The sequence below is a fragment of the Agromyces fucosus genome (genome assembly GCF_004134865.1).
In the GTDB taxonomy this organism is placed as follows: domain Bacteria; phylum Actinomycetota; class Actinomycetes; order Actinomycetales; family Microbacteriaceae; genus Agromyces; species Agromyces fucosus.
In genome coordinates this window covers 1,205,664-1,226,099 of the sequence record NZ_SDPO01000002.1, presented here as the reverse complement: position 1 = coordinate 1,226,099, position 20,436 = coordinate 1,205,664, and the positions used below count along the sequence as shown (strand labels likewise).

At 68.7% G+C, this 20,436-nt stretch carries 16 protein-coding genes; 3 read left to right on the top strand and 13 right to left on the bottom strand.

Annotated features, from left to right (window positions below; translation table 11 throughout):
• The first annotated feature begins 7 nt into the window (after positions 1 to 7).
• Together ESP57_RS11445 and ESP57_RS11440 are read left to right on the top strand one after the other, a co-directional pair.
• Positions 8 to 2,755, top strand: a complete 2,748-nt coding sequence (locus tag ESP57_RS11445; protein ID WP_056007390.1) for a cation-translocating P-type ATPase — start codon at positions 8 to 10, stop codon at positions 2,753 to 2,755.
• Between the two features lie 78 nt (positions 2,756 to 2,833).
• A complete protein-coding gene (locus ESP57_RS11440; RefSeq protein ID WP_243648488.1) occupies positions 2,834 to 3,562 on the top strand; it encodes a hypothetical protein in 729 nt (242 codons plus the stop codon).
• 10 nt (positions 3,563 to 3,572) lie between these two features.
• Here the strand turns inward: ESP57_RS11440 and ESP57_RS11435 are convergent, their stop codons facing one another.
• The 12 genes from ESP57_RS11435 to dnaK all read right to left on the bottom strand — a co-directional run bounded on the left by ESP57_RS11435 (position 3,573) and on the right by dnaK (position 16,990).
• Positions 3,573 to 5,213: a fucose isomerase gene (locus ESP57_RS11435; protein ID WP_129231610.1), complete on the bottom strand. Its 1,641-nt coding sequence runs from the start codon at positions 5,211 to 5,213 to the stop codon at positions 3,573 to 3,575.
• Complete coding sequence (locus tag ESP57_RS11430; protein ID WP_129231609.1) at positions 5,210 to 6,742, bottom strand: FGGY-family carbohydrate kinase; 1,533 nt, start codon at positions 6,740 to 6,742, stop codon at positions 5,210 to 5,212. The genes ESP57_RS11435 and ESP57_RS11430 overlap by 4 nt, the downstream gene beginning before the upstream one ends.
• Complete coding sequence (locus ESP57_RS11425; protein ID WP_165877450.1) at positions 6,739 to 7,695, bottom strand: dihydrodipicolinate synthase family protein; 957 nt, start codon at positions 7,693 to 7,695, stop codon at positions 6,739 to 6,741. Before ESP57_RS11425 ends, ESP57_RS11430 begins: the two co-directional genes overlap by 4 nt.
• A gap of 5 nt (positions 7,696 to 7,700) precedes the next feature.
• On the bottom strand, positions 7,701 to 8,528 hold the full coding sequence (locus ESP57_RS11420; protein WP_129231607.1) for an SDR family oxidoreductase: 828 nt from the start codon (positions 8,526 to 8,528) through the stop codon (positions 7,701 to 7,703).
• A gap of 26 nt (positions 8,529 to 8,554) precedes the next feature.
• On the bottom strand, positions 8,555 to 9,439 hold the full coding sequence (locus ESP57_RS11415; RefSeq protein WP_199470644.1) for a carbohydrate ABC transporter permease: 885 nt from the start codon (positions 9,437 to 9,439) through the stop codon (positions 8,555 to 8,557).
• A complete protein-coding gene (locus tag ESP57_RS11410; protein ID WP_129231606.1) occupies positions 9,436 to 10,413 on the bottom strand; it encodes a carbohydrate ABC transporter permease in 978 nt (325 codons plus the stop codon). The genes ESP57_RS11415 and ESP57_RS11410 overlap by 4 nt, the downstream gene beginning before the upstream one ends.
• Positions 10,414 to 10,475: 62 nt before the next feature.
• On the bottom strand, positions 10,476 to 11,783 hold the full coding sequence (locus tag ESP57_RS11405; RefSeq protein ID WP_165877449.1) for an ABC transporter substrate-binding protein: 1,308 nt from the start codon (positions 11,781 to 11,783) through the stop codon (positions 10,476 to 10,478).
• A 107-nt stretch (positions 11,784 to 11,890) separates the two neighbouring features.
• Positions 11,891 to 12,883, bottom strand: coding sequence for a LacI family DNA-binding transcriptional regulator (locus ESP57_RS11400; RefSeq protein ID WP_129231604.1), 993 nt, complete (start codon positions 12,881 to 12,883; stop codon positions 11,891 to 11,893).
• An 84-nt stretch (positions 12,884 to 12,967) separates the two neighbouring features.
• Positions 12,968 to 13,384 carry a heat shock protein transcriptional repressor HspR gene (locus ESP57_RS11395; RefSeq protein WP_129231603.1) on the bottom strand — a complete coding sequence of 139 codons (417 nt, stop codon included), beginning with the start codon at positions 13,382 to 13,384 and terminating at the stop codon, positions 12,968 to 12,970.
• A 9-nt stretch (positions 13,385 to 13,393) separates the two neighbouring features.
• Positions 13,394 to 14,389, bottom strand: coding sequence for a DnaJ C-terminal domain-containing protein (locus tag ESP57_RS11390; RefSeq protein ID WP_129231602.1), 996 nt, complete (start codon positions 14,387 to 14,389; stop codon positions 13,394 to 13,396).
• 139 nt (positions 14,390 to 14,528) lie between these two features.
• Positions 14,529 to 15,122, bottom strand: a complete 594-nt coding sequence (locus tag ESP57_RS11385; protein WP_056007382.1) for a nucleotide exchange factor GrpE — start codon at positions 15,120 to 15,122, stop codon at positions 14,529 to 14,531.
• Between the two features lie 2 nt (positions 15,123 to 15,124).
• Positions 15,125 to 16,990, bottom strand: coding sequence for a molecular chaperone DnaK (gene dnaK / locus ESP57_RS11380; protein ID WP_129231601.1), 1,866 nt, complete (start codon positions 16,988 to 16,990; stop codon positions 15,125 to 15,127).
• 314 nt (positions 16,991 to 17,304) lie between these two features.
• Between dnaK and ESP57_RS11375 the strand changes: the two genes are divergently transcribed.
• Positions 17,305 to 18,834, top strand: coding sequence for a M1 family metallopeptidase (locus ESP57_RS11375; protein WP_243648487.1), 1,530 nt, complete (start codon positions 17,305 to 17,307; stop codon positions 18,832 to 18,834).
• Between the two features lie 9 nt (positions 18,835 to 18,843).
• Here ESP57_RS11375 and ESP57_RS11370 read toward each other — a convergent pair whose 3' ends face one another.
• A complete protein-coding gene (locus ESP57_RS11370; protein ID WP_129231600.1) occupies positions 18,844 to 20,427 on the bottom strand; it encodes an MFS transporter in 1,584 nt (527 codons plus the stop codon).
• Positions 20,428 to 20,436: the final 9 nt, after the last annotated feature.

Below are 20,436 nucleotides of genomic sequence, written 5' to 3'. Positions count from 1 at the left end.
GGTTCTCATGACCATCGAAGCTCAGCACATCAGTCCGGACGAGCACGCCGTCGAATGGTGGGCGCTCGCCCCCGCCGACGTGGTCGTTCAGGTGAAGACCGAGGCCGCTCGCGGCCTGACCGCCGCCGAGGCGGAACGGCGCCTCGCCGAGGCCGGGCCCAACGCCCTGCAGAGTGCGCCGCCGCCGAGCGTCTGGCGCATCGCGCTCAGCCAGGTGCTCGAGCTCATGACGCTCATGCTCATCGCGGTGACGATCGTGTCGCTCCTCATCGGGCAGGTCACGACCGCCATCATCGTGGCGGTCCTGGTGCTGTTCAACGTGATCACGGGCACCCAGCAGGAGGTGAAGGCCCGCCGCAGCGTCGACGCGCTCGCGAAGCTGCAGACGCCGAAGGCGCGGGTGATCCGCGACGGGGTGCTGCTCCAGATCGATGCGACCGGGCTCGTGCCGGGCGACATCGTCGAGCTGGAATCCGGTGATCTCGCTCCTGCCGACGGCCGGATCCTCCGATCGGCGAACCTCGAGACCCAGGAGTCGTCGCTCACCGGCGAGTCGCTGCCGATCCCGAAGGGACCGGCCGAGAACACCGCAGGGACCGCCCTCGCCGACCGCACCTCGATGGTGTTCCAGAACACGTCGATCACCCGCGGCACGGCGCGCATCGTCGTCGTCGAGACCGGCATGCGCACCCAGATGGGCCGCATCGCATCACTGCTCTCGCAGGTGGGCGACAAGAAGTCCCCGCTCCAGCTCGAGCTCGACGGCCTCACGAAGGTGCTCGGCATCATCGCGTGGAGCGCCGTGCTCGTCATCGTGCTGATCGGCTTCGCGCGCGGACAGAGCCTCGACGAGCTGCTCTTCCTCGCCACGGCCGTCGCGATCTCGGCGATACCGACCGGCCTTCCGGTCTTCGTGCAGAGCCTGCTCGCCTGGGGCGCGTCGAAGCTGGCGAAGGAACGTGCGATCGTCACCTCCCTGAACGACGTCGAGACGCTCGGCGCGACGAGCGCGATCTGCTCCGACAAGACCGGCACCCTGACGCTGAACATGATGACCGTGCGCACCGCCTGGTTCGGCGGCAACACCTACCGGGTCACCGGCGAGGGCTACTCGTTCGAGGGCACGGTGCTGGGCACCTCCGACGAGCCGATCGACGCGCCGACCCTCGGGCTCGCGATCGGCCTGCCGAACGACGCGACCGTCTCGCCCGACGGCGACGTGGTCGGCGACCCCACCGAGGCGGCGCTCGTCGTGCTCGCCGCCAGGCTCGGCATCGATGCCGACCAGGCGCGCAAGGACTACCCCCGCCTCGCCGAAGTGCCGTTCGACTCCGACTACAAGTTCATGGCGACGCTGCAGCGCATCCCCTACCGCGGAGAGCAGCGACTCGTGCTCATCGTGAAGGGCGCGCCCGACGTCGTGCTCGGACGTTGCACGACCATGCTCAGTGAGACGCGGGAGGTCGTGCCCGTGGCATCCGACGCCGCAACTGCGGAGCTCGAGCGGATGTCGGCGACCGGCCTGCGCACCCTCGCGATCGCCGCCCGGTTCGTCGACGACGCCGACGAGGGCCGCATCGCAGCCGACCCGATGTCGTGGGTCGCTGAACTGTCGCTGATCGGCATCGTCGGCATCGTCGACCCGCTGCGCACGGAGGCGAAGGACGCCGTCGCGGTCGCTCACAACGCCGGCATCGACGTGCGCATGATCACGGGCGACCACGCCGTCACCGCGGGCGCGATCGGCGCCGAGCTCGGGCTCGGCACCGGGGCCGTGAGCGGAGCCGACCTCAAGCAGATGAGCGACGAGGAGCTCAGCCGGCGGCTGCCGGACCTGCACGTTTTCGGCCGCGTCACGCCCGACGACAAGCTGCGACTCGTCGGCCTCCTGCAGGCCGACGGCGCGATCGTCGCCATGACGGGCGACGCCGTGAACGATGCCGCGGCCATCAAGCAGGCGAACATCGGCGTCGCGATGGGCTCGGGATCGGAGGTGACGAAGCAGGCCGCGAAACTCGTGCTCACCGACGACAACTTCGCGACCCTCGTGCATGCCGTCGAGATCGGCCGCATCGTCTACTCGAAGATCACGGCGTACCTGCGATTCCAGATGACGCAGCTGCTCAGCCTGATCATGCTGTTCCTGGCGGCGAGCGCGTTCTCGATCGCCGAAGGCGTCGCGCTGTTCCCCGCCCAGGTGCTGTTCATCAACTTCTTCGTGGCGCTGTTCGCGGTCTTCGCGATCGCCGCCGACGCGAACCCGCCCGGCATCATGAACCACCCGCCGCGTGACCCGAAGATCGGCGTCGTCAACCGGGTCTCACTCGTCGAGTGGCTCGTCTACGGTGCCGTCATCTTCCTGATCGCGCTCGTGCCGCTCCTCTGGGGGCCCGACGAACCGAGCCCGGTCGAACCGACCGCGTCGATGACGATGGCCTACGTCGTGCTCGGACTCGCCACCGTGCTGAGCGCCCTGCTCATGCGCCGCACGCCCGAGTCGGGTCTGCTGGCGCCCATCGCGGCGGTCGCCAAGATCCTCGTCTGGCCGGTGCTGCTTATCGTCGCGTCGACGGAGATCGGCTTCCTGCAGCGTGCGCTCGGCACCGTCTCGCTCACGGGCTGGCAGTGGCTCGGCTGCATCGGCCTCACGATGGTGCTGCTGGTCGTCGTCGAGGGCGACAAGTGGTTCCGTCGGCGCCGGCTTGCACGCCGCCTCGCGGCGAACCCCGTCGCCGCCACCGTCGGCATCCGCTGACGTCCGGGCCGGTGCTCCTGATCACGGCCGAATTCGCTGAGTGCGGCTCTCGGCGGGGTTTGCTAACCTCGGGTCCGCATGCAGGACGCACGAGCCGGGGGACGACGGGCGGCGCGACATGAGGTCGCGACGCCCGTGACGCGTCCCCGCCGCCAGGCGTCGCCGCGGGCGAGCTCGCCCCGCCGATCGCTCGCCGCCGCCGCCGTGCTCTCGGTGCTCGGCCTGCTCGCGGGCCTCGCCCTCGCGCCGCTGCCGCAACCCGCAGGCCTCGCCTCCTTCGCGGCCGCGAGCGGCCAGCACCGCGGCGAGGCGCAGGATCTCACGGTCGCACCGGATGTCGCGGCGCCGACCGTCTCGCACGATTCCTACGTCGCGACCACCGGCACCCAGACGCTCGTCGCCGGCGGCACGAACGTCGACTGGGCCAAGCTCGTGCTCATCGAGGGCGGTTGGCCGTTGACCGAGGAGAACGTCACCTTCATGATGCGCTGGATGCGTCAGGAGAACGGCGCCGACAACTGGTGGAACCGCAACAACCCGCTGAACAATGGACAGGGGTCGGGCGGCGGCTCCGGCCTCGGCAGCTACCCGAGCCTCGTCGAAGCGGCCTACTACGCCGCCGAGAACCTGCAGTCGGGTCGCTATCCCGAGGTCGACGCCGCGCTCGCGCGAGGCGATTCGGCCGACGCCACCGCGCAGGCGATCTGGGCGTCGGCCTGGGCCTCGAGCCACTACGGGTACGGCACGCACTGGAGTTCGCGGCCCTACGACGTCATCGAGGCCCCGGCGTCGGCCTGGGGGCGCTGACCCGGTCCGCTCAGCCCTCGACGTTCACCTGACCGATCAGGTTGACCCGAACGCCGAGCCGATCAAACACGGCGGCCTTCGCGAGCAACGCGCGGTCGGCGGTCTCCGCGTCGGGCGCGTAGACGAGTTGCGCGTGGTTCGCCTTGTGGCGGGCCATGAACTGGTCGCGGGAGACCTCGTGCAGCACGACGTGCGCGATCGGCCACTCGGGGTTCGTGGCGTCCTTGCGGCGCTGCGTCTCCTCTGCGGGCAGTTCGACGACCGTGCCGCGGAAGAGGTCGACCTGCAGCACCCCGTCGGCGATGAACACGCGCGAGAGCACCACCTCGCCGGGCTTCGAGACACCGTTGATGGTCGCGCCACCGGCCGGGAAGAACACCGGTCCCTGCCGCCAGCCCTCAGCCTGATCCCAGCCGCCGAGGTGCGAGCCGGGCACCGAGCCCGAGATCTCGTACACCCACACGAACCGGCCGCCGTACTCCTCGCCCCAACGCACGTCGTGCAGGGTGTTGTCGGGCACGAGTCCCATGGCCGTCCAGACGCGGTCGGTGATCAGCGCATCGACGGCGACGCCCTCGTCGGCCTCGTTGAAGTGGGGGAACGCGCGGCCCGCGAAGAGCTCGCGGGCGCCGTCACGTGAGAGCACCGGCGGTCGTTCGGTGGAGTTCAGCAGCCCCTCGGCCAGGTCGGAGGCGGGCACGAGGTCCTTCAGGCCCTGCTGGTACTGGATGCCCACGGCGTCGAGCCCGAAGTCGTCGGAGATCCGCAGCGCAGCGATGTACATCTTCAACTGCCAGCGCACCTGAGACTCGGTGAGCTCGGTCGCCTCGTCATCGCCGAACTTGAACACCATGCCGCGATCGACGAGCCACGCGAGCGCGGCATCGGCATCGGCATCCGGCACCGTGAGCATCTCGGCATACAGCGCCGATTGCGAGAGCCGCTCCTTGTAGATGCCGAGGGGGTTCACGAGCTCGTCGTCGAAGATCGCGTTGTACATCCCCATGCAGCCCTCGTCGAAGACGCCGATGATGGCCTTGTCGGTCAGCAGCTGTTCGGCGATCGCGCGGCCGAGTTCGCGTTCGGCGGATGCCGCGAGCTCGGGCAGCGGGCGCACGTGCGAGTCGTCGTGCGTGATGCGACCCGTGCCGACCCACTCGGCGATCCCGTCGAGGAACCACTGGTCGGTGAAGTCCACCGACCAGATCGTCGAGTACTCGGTGCCCATCTTGGTCATGCCCGCGTTCAGGCCCAGCAGCCCGACGAGCCCGGGCCAGTCGCCCGCGAAGTTCGCCACCGTGAGGATCGGACCGCGGTGGGTGCGGAGGCCGGCGAGCACGTGGTGCGAGTACTGCCACACGGCCTCGGCCACGATGAGGGGGGCGTCCACCGGAATCCGCTTGAAGACCTCGAGGCCCATGCGCTGGCTCGAGATGAAGCCGTGCCCAGTGGACTCGTCGACCTCGTTGGCCCGGATCACGGTCCAGCCGAGCCCGGCGAACGCGGCGGTGACGTCCGCCTCCATCTGCCGCTGCGTCGGCCAACCGGCCGCATTGGCCGACTCCCGCAGGTCGCCGCTCGCGATCAGGTACGCCGTCTTCTCGGGCGCGCTGGGCCGCTCGTCCGTGGCGGGGAGGGTGTAGGTGGTCATGCTGCGGTTCCTTCCGTGAAGCTGCGCGCCGGGTGCTGCGCCCGCTGGTGGGCGGCGAGGGCGTGGGTGACGGTCACCGTGCCGGCGTAGAGGTCGTGATAGTGGTCGAAGAGCTCGTCGTATCGGGCCGTGTGCCCGGGCGTCGGGCGGATGACGGACTCGATCGGGTTCCACTCCGCGATGTCCGGCTCGGCGCCGAGCGCCTGCGCCGCGAGGAAGGCGGCACCGTAGGCCGCGCCGATCGTCGTGCGCGGCACGTGCTGCTCGAGCCCCGTGACATCGGACACGATCTGCAGCCACAGCGTGCCGCGGGTGCCACCGCCCACCGCGACGGTGCGACGGATGTCCGCGCCGGCGGCGGCCATGGTCTCGACGTTGTGACGCACGCCGAAGGCGGTGGCCTCGAGCGCCGCGCGGTAGAGGTCGCCGCGCGTGTGGCTCAGGCTGAGGCCGGCGATCACGCCGCGTGCATCGGGGTCGAGGATCGGCGTGCGCTCACCCGCGAAGTACGGCAGCATCAGGAGGCCGTTCGCCCCGGGGCCCGAGGCGCTCGCCTCCGCGAGCAGCGAGGGGTAGTCGGCCCCGGTGAGGTCTTTCAGCCATGCCGTCAGTGCGCCGGAGGTCGCGAGCCCACCGGCGAGGTTGCGGGTACCGGGAAACGCGCCGACCGTCGTCCACATCGACGGAGTGCGCAGGGTCTGCCGGCCGGTCGCGATCAGGAACATCGTCGTGCCGTACATGAGCATGAGATCGCCGTCGCCGTGCGCGCCGACACTGACCGCTTCACTCCAGGCGTCGATCGTTCCGGCGGTGACCGGTGTGCCGACAGGGATTCCGGTCTCGGCGGCGGCTTCGGTGGTGACGGTTCCGGCGAACTCGTTCGCCCAGCGCAGCGCCGGCGCCTCGAGCCCGGGAGCGAAGCGCTGCCACCACGGCTCGTGCCACTGCTCGCCTTCGATGTCGTAGAGCGGCGAGAGCTGGCTCGCCGACTGGTGGTCGAGCACATACTCGCCGGTCAGCCGGCTCGCGAGCCAGCTCGCCGGCATGAAGAGCCGGCGGGCGCGGGCGTATGCTCCGGGCTCCTCCTCGGCGACCCAGGCGATCTTCGGCCCGCCGGCCTGCGTCGTGAGGGGCGAGCCGCCGATGCGTGTGATCTCCTCGGCGCCGAGTTCGCGCGTCATGCGCTCGATCTGCTCGGTGGCGCGGCTGTCGACTCCGTACAGGATGGCGGGGCGGACCGGCTCGCCCTCGTCGTCGGCGAGCAGCACGCACGGCCCCATGCCGCTGACGCCGACGGCGACGACATCGACGGCACCGCGTGCGCTCGAAGCCTCGGCGAACAGGGTTCGCGCGATGCGCACGAACTCGTCCCACCACACGCGGGCATCCATCTCGACCCAGCCGGACCGGGGCCGATCGACCTCGTGCGGCACCGTCGCGCTGGCGTAGACCTCACCCGTGACGGCGTCGGCGAGCACGCCCTTGCTGCTCGACGTGCCGATGTCGACGCCGAGGGTCACCGCGGTCATGCGCCCGCCGCATCCTCGGCGGCGGTCGCCTCGACGTCCGCCTGGAGCCGCGTCCAGGCGGCCTCGAGATCGTGGATGCCGCGATCCGACACCCTGGGCAGTGGCGCGCGGCAGTGCCCGAGCTCGCCGACGCGCTTGCCGCTCATGAACTTCGCCGCCCCGAACACGTTGGCAGCCACCATCGCCTCGACAGTGTCGTTGATTCGCCGTTGCACGAGCCGCGCCGCGTCCATGTCGCCGCGCTCGAAGCGCGCTCGCAACGACCGGAAGAGCTCGATCTGGATGCCGACCGTGGTGCCGATCGCACCGCGGGCACCCACCGAGAGCGCCGGGAGGTAGATCTCGTCGAACCCGTTCACGAGCGTGAGATGCGGGTAGCGCTGCAGCATCCGCTCTGCACCGTAGAGGTTGTTCGACGTGTGCTTGACGCCGATCACCTGCGGAAGCTCGAGGATCGACTCGAACCCGCCGTCGGAGATCTCGAGGCCCGTGAACTGCGGGATGTTGTACACGAGGAACGGCACGTCGATGCTGTCGATGACGGAGCGGAAGTGCGCGGCCACGTCGTCGGTGCTGTACCGGTAATAGGGCGGCGGGATCATGGAGACGGCTGCGGCGCCCGCCGATTGGGCGGCGAGCGCGAGTCGTCGCGACTCCCCCGTCGACAACGCGCCGACGTGCGTGACGACGGGCACCCGTCCGGCTGCGACCTCGACGGCCGTACGGGTCAGTTCGCCGCGCTCCGCCTCCGAGAGCAGGAGGCCCTCTCCGGAGGAGCCTCCGATGTAGAGCCCCTCAACGCCGCGGGTGATGTCGGAATCGGCGAGGCGTGCGAAGGCGTCGAGATCGACCGACTCGTCGCTGCGGGTCGGCGTGACGAGCGCGGCGAAGAGCCGACCGTCGAGGATGCCGTTCGTGGGGCTCGTGCCGTTCGTGGCTGGCGTTACGCTCACGTCGCTCACCAGGCGGTCCATCCGCCGTCGACGACGAGATTCGAGCCGGTCACGTAGCGCGAAGCATCCGATGCGAGGAACACCAGCGCGCCGTTGAACTCGTCGGCCTCGGCCATCCGCCCGATTGGCATGCGCGCGGTGTAGTTCGCCTGGAACGTGGCATCCTGCGTGTCGCGACGCACGCCCGACGGGGTCAACGTGTTCACCCTGATGCCGTTCCTGCCCCAGTACGTCGCGCAGTAGCGGGTCAGGTTGTAGACGCCCGACTTCGCCGCGGAGTACGCGACCGGCTTGATGAACGGCACCCCCGTCGTCTCCTCCTTATAGGCGTAGATGTCCTGCACCGGCGAGCCCATGCCGTAGATCGACCCGATGTTGATGATGGAGCCCTCGAGCCCCGCCTCCCGCATCAGGCGCCCGGCGACCTGGGTCACGATGAACGTGCCGACGAGATTGGTCTCGACGACCTCTCGGAACACCTCGACCGGGAAGTGCTCGAAGGGCCCCGAGACCTCGGGCGGAGCGCTCGGCTGCGTGTCGAGGCCCGCATTGTTGACGAGGATGGTGGGCGTGCCCCACGCCTCGACGACCTGTGCGAAGCCGCGTTCCACGCTGACGGGGTCGGTGATGTCCATCGTCACCGACATGACGTCGTGCTGGTTCTCGCTGATGCCGAGCGCAGCCGCGGCGTCTTCGCGGGCGGTGCGGGACGCCACGACGACGCGGGCACCTCGATCATGCAGCGCACGCACGAACTCGGCGCCGATCTGCCCGAAGCCGCCGGTGACCACGGCGACGCGGCCCTGCACTGAGAACAATGGGTCGAACGTCATTTCTGCTCCAATCGAAGGGGGCGGCGTCAGCCCTTGACCGCGCCGGAGGTGAGGCCCGAGACGATGCCCCGTTGAGCCCAGAGGAAGAACACGATGGCCGGCAGCGCGAAGAGCAGCGCCGAGAACATGACCTGGTTCATCGGGGTGTAGAACTGCCCGAGGAACGAGGCGAGTCCGACCGGCGCCGTCCAGAGCGACGACGACGAGAGGAAGGTGTTCGCGAACATGAACTCGTTCCAGCCGTCGAAGAACGCGATGACGGATGCCGCGGCGATGCTGGGCGAGATCAGCGGGAGCACGATCGTGAACAGGATGCGGGCCCGCGAGCAGCCGTCGATTCGCGCCGATTCCTCCAACTCGTACGGAATCTTGTCGATGCCGCCCTTGATGATGAACATGGCGACCGGCATCACGAAGGCCGTGTCGGCGAGGATCAGGCCGAAGTGCCCGTTGAGGAGGCCTGCGCCCGCGAAGATCGCGTAGAGCGGCACGATGATGAGCGCCTCGGGCAGCATCTGCGTGCTGAAGAAGATGAAGCCGGCGACGCCGCGCCCGTAGAACCGGTAGCGGCTGAGCGCATAGGCGGCGGTGATCGCGAGGAGCAGGCTGAGGATCGTCGTGCCCGTGGCGATGATGAACGAGTTGCCGAGCCATCCGATGATCGGCACGTCGGTGAGGAACGAACCCCACTGGCCGATGTTGCCGATCTCGGGCCACAGCGGTTGTCCGCCCTCGCCGTAGAGGGAGGACTCGGTGCCGAGCGACGTCGCGAACATCCAGTAGACCGGGAAGCCGGCGAACACGACGAACAGCGTGATGAGGATGGCGCGGCCGATGCGCATGAGCACCGAGGTCGAACGGGCTCTGGGGGCCGCGCCGCGGGGAGCCACGGAGGCGATGTTGGTGGTCATCGCGAGACCTCCTTGCGTTCTTGGACCTGCTCGAGGATGAAGTAGACGATCGTGACCAGCAGAGAGAGCACGAGACCCAGGGCGCCGATGGCCGCCGCTCGACCGAGGTTCTGGTCCTGGAACGCCGTGCGGTAGACGTTCACGACGAGCGTGTTGGTGGCGTCGAGCGGGCCGCCGCCGGTGATGAGGAAGATGATCTCGAAGCGCCTGATCGACCAGATGGTCATCAGCAGGGTGATCACGCGAATCGTCGGTGTGATGTGAGGAAGGGTGACGGCACGGAACGACTGCCAGCGGTTCGCGCCGTCGACCCAGGTCGCTTCGCGCAGCTCCTGCGGCACGCTCTGCAGCGCTGCCAGCATGACGAGCATGACGAGCGGCATGACCTTCCACACGGTGGCCAACGTGACGGAGAAGAGTCCGAACGCCGGGTCGATCAGCCATCCGTGCTCACCGAGGCCGAGCGCACCGGTCGCGCGGTTCAGGACGCCGGCTTCGTTGTTGTAGATCCACACGAAGATGAGAGCCGCTGCCACGGTCGGCACCGCCCATGGGATGGTGACCACCGCACGAACGATGCCGCGGCCACGGAACGCCGTGTTCAGGAGCAGCGCACCGCACGTGCCGATCACGACGGCGAAGACGACCGTGAACAGCGTGTAGAGCAGGGTCGTGACCACGGAGTTCCAGAAGCGCTCGCTCGAGAGCAGGTACTCGTAGTTCTCGAAGCCCACCGGCCGGCCGCCGCTCGGGTTCACGAGTTTCGTCGACGTGAACGAGAGGATGATGCCGCGCACGAGCGGGAACACCGTCAGCACGGTCAGGTAGAGGATCGCGGGGAGCACGAACAGATACGCGCCCCACCGCTCGAGGAAGCGCCCGAACCCGGGAGCCCTGCGGCGACGCCCTCGTGGGGGCGCGCCCTTGGACGGCGCAGCCTCAGTGGTCGCTGCGAGCGGAGTGGTGACCGACACGGTGAGTCCTTCCGATAGGTGCGCGGGCGGGCGCCGGGGGTGGGCGCCCGCCCGAACGGGCGTCAGCCCAATTCGCTCTCGAGCATCGACTGCACCTTCTCGAGCGCCGGCTTCACGTCGCCGCCGTTGGTGCGAAGGCCCTCGACCGCCGTCAGGAACTCGCGCCAGACGACCTTGCTCTCGGTCTCGAATCCCTCGACGAGGGTCGAGCGGGAGGTCTTGGCCGCCTCGAGGAACTGCGGCGCCCAGGGGTTCGCTTCGAGGAAGGCGGGGTCGGGCTGGATGTCGGTCGCCATCGCGGAGGCACCCAGACCGGCGCGAATCGCGGTCTGTCCTTCTTCGCCGAGCACCCAGCGCACGAAGTCCTTCGCGCCTTCCACGTTGTCGCCGTTGGCGTTGACGGCCAGCACGAGCTGCGAGTTGGCACCGGGGTTCTCGAACGGCAGCGGGGCGGAGCCGAGGTTGGATCCGTTGATGAGGTTCTCGGGGTTCGAGGTCAGGGTGGTCGCCACGCCGGAGTTCTCGAACATGATGCCCACCTGGCCCTGGCCGAACTTGGCACGGAACGTGGAGGCGTCGTCGCCGATCGGGGCGACGCCGGAACCGAAGGTCTCGAGGAACGCCTCGACGGCCTCGACGTTCTCGTCGGACGCGATCGTGAGTTCGTCACCGTCGGAGAGCTCGCCGCCGAAACCGTAGAGCCAGTTGGCCATCTCGAGGGTCCAGCCGTCGATCTCGGCGGTCTGGTGCCGGCCGGCGAACCCGGAGATGCCCAGCGCCGAGGTGATGGTCTCGGCCGCGCTGGTGAACTCCGCGTATGTCTCGGGGACTTCGAGTCCGAGCTCGGTGAAGATGTCCTTGTTGTAGACCATCGAGTACGTGGGTCGCTCCCAGTTGAACCCGTACTGGGCGTCGAGGAAGTACCCCGACGTGTTGGTCTCGTTGAGCGAGTCGCCGAGCTCGTCGGCGATGTCGTCGAGCGGCTCGAGGAGACCGGCCTCGGCGAGCGTGACGAACTGGCTGTCCTGGAGCACCATGACATCCGGTCCGCCGCCCGCACCGAGCTCGGTGCTCAGCTTGTCCGCGTAGTTCGCGAAGGGGATCTCGATCTTGGTCAACGAGGTGTCGCCGTCGGGGCCGTCGTAGTCCTTCACGGCGTCCCAGATGATCGGGCCCTTGCCGTCTTCGAGGAACTGCCAGTTCGAGAAGGTGAGCTCGCCGCCCGATGCCTCAGCGTCACCGGAGGAGCTCGGAGCGCAACCAGCGAGCGCGAAGATGCCCGCTGCCGCCACGGCGGCGACCCCGGCGAGACGAGCCCGACGGGACCCGCCCTCGGTGGGTGCCCATCGGGTCTTGGATGCTGTGTTCACATTCACTCCTTCATCGCAGTGCAGTGCGGCCGGGATCGCCGCCGGGGGATGTAATCGATTTCACGATGCACGGCTGAAGATGCGCGATGAAATCGATTTCTTGGAATTTACTCCGCGGCTCCGGGAATGTCAAGAACACGGCTTCCGACGTCGGCGCGCAGCTCGACCGTGCGCACCGGTTGGGTATCGCCGTTGATGCGATCGATGAGCATGGCCGCTGCCGACATGCCCATCTGCCGGGCAGGGAGCCTGACGAAGGAGAGGTCGTCGGTCGGGCCGAGCACGTACGGAAGCGAGCCGATGACCGACACCCCGAACCCGCTCGTCGAGAGGCCCCGTGCATGCAGTTCCTGCAGCGCTCCGACGGCGATCAGGTTGTTGGACGCCACGACGGCATCGGGTCGCGACGGCGACTCGAGCAGCTCGGCCATCGCTGCGCGACCACCGTCGACGCGGAAGTCCGAGTGGTACAGGAGCCCATCGCTCGGCACGCCGGCGTCGCGCATGGCCCGCTGCCAGCCCTCGGCGCGATCACGCGCCGTATCGATCGACTCCGGGCCCGTGATGCACGCGATCCTGCGGAATCCGGCCTCGATCAGTGCGGTCGTCGCCAGCGTTCCCGCCGCGCGGTTCGGCATCACGACCGCGTCGATGTCGTCATGGAAGACACGGTCGACCGCGACGACCGGACGCCCGCCCCTCCGGACCGCGGCGAGGTCGGGCTGCCCCGACGAGGTGGCCAGGAGCAGTCCGGCCATGTCCTCGGCCCGGACGATGTCGAGGTACGTCGCCTCCTTCGCCGGGTCGTCATCGGAGTTGCAGAGCACCACGCTGAGGCCCGCCTCCTGCGCGACATCCTCGACGCCCCTCGCCATCTCGGTGAAGTAGGGATTCTCGATGTCGGGGATGATGAGTGCGATCACCTGGTTGCTCTTCATGCGAAGCGATCGCGCCCGCCGGTTCGGCGTGTACTCGAGCTCGTCGATTGCGCGCTGGATCGACTCGACCTTGTCGGGCGAGACGTACAGGTTGTTCAGCGAACGTGAAACCGTCGCGGGAGAAACCCCCGCGCGTTTTGCAACATCGTAGATCGTGGCCACCCGACACACAGTAGCTGATATCGATTTCGTGCGATAGCCCACCGGGAGAGCCGCTCAGCGGCGGCCCGTGACGAGGCGATGCGCCTACTCGCGCTCCAGCGGACGCCACACGACGACCGCGTTCTCGCGGCGCGCGCGGGTGCCGGCCCTCAGCGAGATGACCTCACCGGCCGAACCTGCCGCGAAGACCCGGCGGCCGGGCCGGTTCAGCATCTCGTCGGCGAGCGCGCCCTCGAGTTCGCGCACCCTGGCGCGCAGGGTCGCCACCTCGTCTTCGAGTCCGAGCACCCGGCGGATGCCCTCGAGGCTCACGCCCTCGCTCGAGAGCTGGGCGATCTCACGCAACTGCACGACGTCGTGCATCGAGTACCGCCGAGACTTGCCCGCAGTGCGGGTCGGTGAGACGAGCCCGAGCCGGTCGTACTGGCGCAGCGTCTGGGGGTGCATGCCCGCGAGTTCGGCGGCGACGGAGATGACGAAGAGCGGGCTCCTCTCGTTCATCTCCACCGCCTAGCCCTTCGCCTTCGCGAGCAGGTCGGCGCGGGGATTCTCGTCGGGCAGCAGCGCGGCGAACTCCTCGAGCTTCGCCTCCGCCTCCTTCGAGAGATGGGATGGAACGGCGACCTGCACGACCGCGAGCAGGTCTCCGGTGCCCTTCGGGGTCTCGACTCCGCGGCCCTTGACGCGCAGGACCCGGCCGCTCGGCGTGCCGGGGGCGACCCGCAGCTTGACGGGGCCGCCGCCGAGGGTCGGAACCTGGATCGTCGCGCCGAGGGCGGCCTCGGTGAAGGTGACGGGCACGGTGACCCTGAGGTTCAGCCCGTCGCGCTCGAAGACCGGGTGCTTGCGCACCGTCACGGTCAGCACGATGTCGCCGGGCTCGCCGCCGTCGGGCGAGGGCTGACCCTTGCCGCGCAGTCGGATCTTCTGCCCGTCGGCGACACCCGCCGGGATTCGCACCGTGATCGGCTTGCCCTCTGCGGTCTGCAGGGTGATCTGGTCGCCCTTGGTGGCCGTGACGAAGTCGAGCGTCGTCGACGCCGTGACATCCCGACCCTTGGTGGGCCCGCCGGCGCCGCGGTAGCCGCCGGTGGGCTGGCCGAAGCGGCCGCCGCCGAAGAGCCCGCCGAGCAGGTCGTCGTAGTCGCCGCCCTGCTGGAACGTGTAGGACTGGCCGCGACCGCCGCCGCCCTGGCCGAACATGCCGCCGAAGACGTCTTCGAACCCGCCGGCGCCGCCGGCACTGCCGGGCGCAGTGAATCGTGCGCCGGAGCCCATGGCCCGCACGGCGTCGTACTCCTTGCGCTGCTCGGGATCGGCGAGCACGGAGTGCGCCTCGCTGATCTCCTTGAACTTCGCCTCGGCGGCAGCGTCACCGGGGTTGGAGTCGGGGTGGTACTTGCGCGCGAGCTTGCGGTACGTCTTCTTGAGGTCTGCGTCGCTCACGTCTTTGGAGACGCCGAGCACCTTGTAGAAGTCCTTGTCGAACCAATCCTGACTGGCCACCGGCACCTCCTCTTCTGAAATCTAGTCGGGTCTGTCTGTCGGGGCACGCGATCCCGCTGGTCGAGTAGCGACGAAGGAGCGTCTCGAGACCTCGAACGGGTCTCGATACGCGCTTCGCGCTACCCGACCGGCGGATGCACTACTGCGGGGTCTTCACGACGACCTTCGCTGCGCGGAGCAGCGTGCCGCCGAGGGCGTACCCGGTCTCGACGACGTCGGCGACCGTGTCGATCTCGACGTCGTCGGCCGGCTGCTGGAAGATCGCCTCGTGCCGCTGCGGGTCGAACGGCTCGCCGACCTCGCCGAACGAGGTGAGGCCGAGCTTCTCGGCCGCGCCGCGCAGCTTCGCCGCGATGGTCGCGAACGGCGCGTCTCCGTCGAGGTCGCCGTGCTTCTCGGCCCGGTCGAGGTCGTCGAGCACGGGCAGCAGCACGGCCACGGCCGCACCGACGGCGCGCTCGCGCTCGAGCTCGCGGTTCGCCTCGGTGCGCTTGCGGTAGTTGGCGTACTCCGCGGTGATGCGCTTGAGGTCGGCGAGGTGCTCGTCGCTCGGATCCTGCACCTCGGCGTTCGCCGCGTTCAGGATGTCGTCGACCGTGAGCACCTCGTCGTCGTCACCGGCAGCGGATGCCGCGGCATCCGTCTCAGCCTCTGGCGTCTCGATATCGGGCCCCTCGGCCTCGATGAGTTCGTCATCGAGGCCTTCCGGCTCGTTCTCGTGCTTGCCTGACATGGCTACTTCTTCTCTTCTTCGTCGTCGATGACCTCGGCGTCGACCACGTCTTCGTCGGACGCGGCCTCTTCACCGGTGGGCGTCGCGTCTTCGCCGGCCGGAGCGGAGGCGTCGGCCTGGCTCTGCGCGTAGATCGCCTCGCCGAGCTTGCCCTGCGATGCGTTGAGCTTCTCGAACGCCGACTTCACGGCGTCGTCGTCTTCGCCCGCGAGCGCGGTCTTCAGCGCGTCGACATCGCCCTGTACCTCGGACTTTACGTCGGCGGGGAGCTTGTCGTCGTTGTCCTTGATCAGCTTCTCGATCGAGTAGACGAGCTGCTCGGCCTGGTTGCGGGTCTCAGCCGACTCGCGACGCGCCTTGTCTTCGGCGGCGTGCTCCTCGGCCTCGCGCACCATGCGCTCGATGTCGTCCTTCGGGAGGCTCGAGCCGCCCGAGATCGTCATGCGCTGCTCCTTGCCGGTGCCCTTGTCCTTCGCCGACACGTGCACGATGCCGTTGGCGTCGATGTCGAACGTGACCTCGATCTGCGGAATGCCCCGCGGCGCCGGCGCGATGCCGGTGAGCTCGAAGGTACCGAGCGGCTTGTTGTCGCGGGTGAACTCGCGCTCGCCCTGGAAGACCTGGATCGCGACCGACGGCTGGTTGTCGTCGGCGGTCGTGAAGGTCTCGCTGCGCTTGGTCGGGATGGCCGTGTTGCGCTCGATGAGCTTCGTCATGATGCCGCCCTTGGTCTCGATGCCGAGGCTGAGGGGGGTGACGTCGATCAGGAGCACGTCCTTGCGCTCGCCCTTGAGGACGCCCGCCTGGAGGGCCGCGCCGACGGCGACGACCTCATCGGGGTTGACGCCCTTGTTGGGCTCCTGGCCGGTCTCCTTCTTCACGAGCTCGCTGACCGCGGGCATGCGCGTCGATCCACCGACGAGCACGACGTGCGCGATGTCGGAGAGCTTGACGCCCGCCTCGCGGATGACGTCTTCGAACGGCTTCTTCGTGCGGTCGAGCAGGTCGCTCGTCATGTTCTCGAACTCGGCGCGCGTGAGCGTCTCGTCGAGGTTCGCGGGGCCGTTCTCGGTGAGCGAGAGGTAGGGCAGCTGGATGGACGCCTTCAGGTTCGAGGACAGTTCCTTCTTGGCCTGCTCAGCGGCCTCCTTCAGGCGCTGCTTGGCGATCTTGTCGTTCGAGACGTCGACGCCGGTCGACTCCTTGAACTTCTTGATGAGCCAGTCGACGATGCGCTGGTCCCAGTCGTCGCCGCCGAGGCGGTTGTCACCCGCGGTTGCCTTGACCTGGATGGTCGAGAAGTCGTCGTCCTTGCCCACCTCGAGGAGGGACACGTCGAACGTGCCGCCACCGAGGTCGAAGACGAGGATGAGCTCGTCCTCCTTGCCCTTGTCGAGGCCGTACGCGAGCGCGGCCGCAGTGGGCTCGTTGATGATGCGGAGCACGTTGAGGCCCGCGATCTCGCCGGCCTCCTTCGTGGCCTGGCGCTCGGCGTCGTTGAAGTACGCGGGCACCGTGATCACGGCGTCGGTGACCGTGTCGCCGAGGTACTGCTCTGCATCTCGCTTCAGCTTCTGCAGGATGCGCGCCGAGATCTCCTGCGGCGTGTACTGCTTGCCGTCGATCTCGTCGGTCTTCCAGTCGGTGCCCATGTGGCGCTTGACCGACGCGATGGTGCGGTCGACGTTGGTGACGGCCTGGCGCTTCGCGGTCTCGCCGACGAGCACCTCGCCGTCTTTCGTGAATGCGACGACCGACGGAGTGGTGCGCAGACCCTCCGCGTTCGCGATGACCGTGGGCTCGCCGCCCTCGAGGACCGCGACGACCGAGTTGGTGGTGCCGAGGTCGATTCCTACTGCACGTGACATGTGTGTTCTCCTTCTCCCGGCCGGCGGCCCCGGCCGCACGCGAGTGCCGCGCGGCCCGTGGATCAGCTGGCCGGATACCGGTTCGACCCTTGCTGGCCCGCAACCGAAGTACCTGAGGCAAGACTTGAGCCTTGCCGACTCAAGCTTCTCAGCGCCCCGTGAACGTGTCAAGTCGAGGTGGTGAAACTTGAGTGTACTTGACTCAACTCACAGCCGGCGTCCAGTATTCCGAGGCGGGGACTACCGGCCGAGCCCGCCCGTCCATAGAGTTTCGCCGAGGGCACGGCCATGCCCGAACGGCGACGGGAGCGATCGTGAACAACAGACGGATGCAACTGGCGGGCGGCCTGACGGTCGCACTCGCGGTGATCGGGGGACTCGGGGCGACCGGCGCGATCGCAGCTCCCGGGACGCCGAACGGCCCGCGCTACACGGCGGGCGTGCCCGGAGCGGGTGACGCGTACTTCCCGTATTCCGGCAACGGGGGCTACGACGTGCAGCACTACGACCTCGATGTCACCTACACGCCGCCGGCTGCCGAACCCGCACCGCTCGTGGGGCAGTTCGACGGCACCGCGACGATCGACCTCGTGGCCACGCAGGATCTCGACCGGTTCAACCTCGACCTGCGCGGCATGGCGGTCAGCTCGGTCACGGTGAACGGCAAGCCCGCGAAGGCCGTCGCGCCACCGGCCGCCGGCGCCGTCGTCGACGGCGCCGCGTACTGGCACGTGCAGAACGACGAGGAGCGCCGCTGGGAGCTCACCGTGCAGCCGCGCCCGAAGCTCAAGTCTGGCCAGAGCGTCCAGGTGGTCGTCGAATACGGCGGCCCGACCACCCGGCCCCTCGACATCGAGGACGCCCTCTACGGCTGGGTGACGACGCGCGACGGTGCGATGGTGGTCAGCGAGCCCGACGGCTCGATGACCTGGTACCCCGTCAGCGACCACCAGACCGACAAGGCGAGCTACAGCTTCGCGATCACGGTGCCCGAGGGCAAGACCGCCGTGGCGAACGGCGTGCAGCCGAAACCCGAGGAGACCGCCGGCGGCTGGACCACCTGGTACTGGGACGCCCCCGACCAGCAGGCGAGCTACCTGACGACCGCCTCGGTCGGCGACTTCGACCTGCGCGACCCGTACCTCTCGTCGAGCGGCGTACCGATCATCGACGCGGTCGACACGAAGCTCTCGCCCGCGAGGCTCGCGACCACGAACGCGAGCCTCGCGCGACAGGTCGACATGCTCGACTTCTTCGAGAGCCGCTTCGGCCCGTACCCGTTCAGCGCCTTCGGGGCGATCGTCGACAACGACAGCGTCGGGTACGCCCTCGAGACGCAGACCCGCCCGGTCTACTCGAGCCAGGCGAGACAAGGCACAGTCGCGCACGAGCTCGCTCACCAGTGGTTCGGCGACGCGGTCAGCCCCGAGCGCTGGCAGGACATCTGGCTCAACGAGGGTTGGGCGACCTACGCGACCTGGATGTGGGTCGAGGCGGACGGCGGCACCCCCGCCCAGGAGTCGTACAACGAGTGGTACGCCTCCGAAGATGCCGACGCCGAGTACTGGGACCTCCAGATCGGCGACCCGGGCCCGCTGGGACTGTTCCAGGAGCCGGTCTACGACCGTGGCGCGGGCACACTGCACGCGCTCCGCGTCGAGCTCGGCGACGAGGCGTTCTTCGCGGGCACGCGGCTCTGGCTCGAGCGCTTCGACGACTCGGCGGGAACGGCGGAGGACTTCCAAGCCGTCTTCGAGGAGGTCTCGGGCCGAGACCTCGACGCCTTCTTCCAGACCTGGCTCTACGAGCAGGCCAAGCCGCCGGCCACCTGGACCATGCCGTAGGCGAAAGTGTCAGCCGAGCGCCGCTCCCTCCGCCGACGCCGAGGGCTTCGGGTCGGGGAGCCGGCGCATCCGCAGCGCGTTCGCGACGCCGAGGAGGCCGGCGAGGATCGGCACGAGCAGTGCGACCTGCAGGGCGATGAAGCGGGAGTCGGTGTTGATGCGCACGATCTCCGCCTGCACCTCGGGAGGCTGATCGACGAGCAGTTCCTCGAGCCCGGTGTTCGTCATGATCTCGGCGTCCTCCTCGAGCACCGACGAGACCTGTTGCTGCTCGTCGGGGCTGAGCACCGAACTCGCCTCGGCGCTCGCGGTGAACGTGAAGGCGAGCGTCGCGAGCATGATCGCGCCGGCGAAGGCGAGGCCGAACGAGAGGCCGAACGAGCCGGCCGCCGAGTTCACGCCCGCCGCCTCGCTGACGCGCTCGTCGGAGATCGGCGAGAGCGTGTAGTTGTTCAGTTGCGAGACGAGGAGGCCGAGTCCGCAGCCCGCCACGACGAGCGGAATGGTGAGGTACCAGCCCGAGTCGGCGATGGGCACGATCGGCACGACCACCGCGATGCCGACGACGACGAGGGCGAATCCCCAGAGGATGATCGTGGCCGGGCGCCGCTTGAGTCCGCGACCTGCGAGCAGCGCGACGACGAACATGCTGAGCGACAGCGGCGCGATCGAGAGTCCCGCCTGCAGCGCGTTGTACTCGAAGACCATCTGCAGGTAGATGGGCAGCACGATCATCGTGCCGCCGAGGGCGATCTGCTGCAGCAATTGCCCACTCGCACCCGCTCGGAACATCTTCGACTCGAAGAGCGTCGGGTCGAGCAGCGTCGGCTTGCCGCGACGCTTGCGGCTGCGCAGCCAGAACACGAGCAGGCCGAGGCCGAGCACGCCGACGCCGATGATCAGGCCGACGTAACCGCCCCCTTCCTGCCAGACGAGGATGCCGGTGACGACGCCGCCCATGCCGACGATCGAGAGGAACGCCCCGACGAGGTCGATCGACCGATCCCCGTGGTACGGCACGTCCTTGACGAGTCCGATGCCGGCGAGCACGACCGCGATGATCACCGCCTCGAGCGCGAACCCGACCCGCCACGAGAGGAAGGTCGTGATGAACCCGCCGAGGAGCGGGCCGACGGCGGCGGCGATCGCGGCGGATGCCCCGACGAGGGCGTACACCCGCGTCTGCTGCGCCCCCTCGAAGTTGCCGTGGATGAGCGACTGCATCGCCGGCAGCAGCAGCGACGCGCCGATGCCGCCGATGAAGGCCCAGAAGATGATGATCGCGGTGAGGTCCTGCGCGAACACCATCGCGATCGCGCCGATCGCGTAGCCGAGCAGGCCGAGGATGTACGCGAACTTCCGCCCGATGAGGTCGCCGGTCTTGCCGCCGATCAGGATGAACGCCGCCGAGACGAGAGCCTCGAGCGCGATCGCGCCCTGCACGCCGCTCACCGTGGTGTCGAGATCGTGCACCACCGCGGAGATGGATACGTTCATGAGGGAGGTGTCGACGACCAGCACGAACATGGCCATCGCGAGCAGGATGGCGAGCCGTCCGTTGAACCGCCCCCCGGTGGCTCCATTGGGTTCCATGGCTCACTG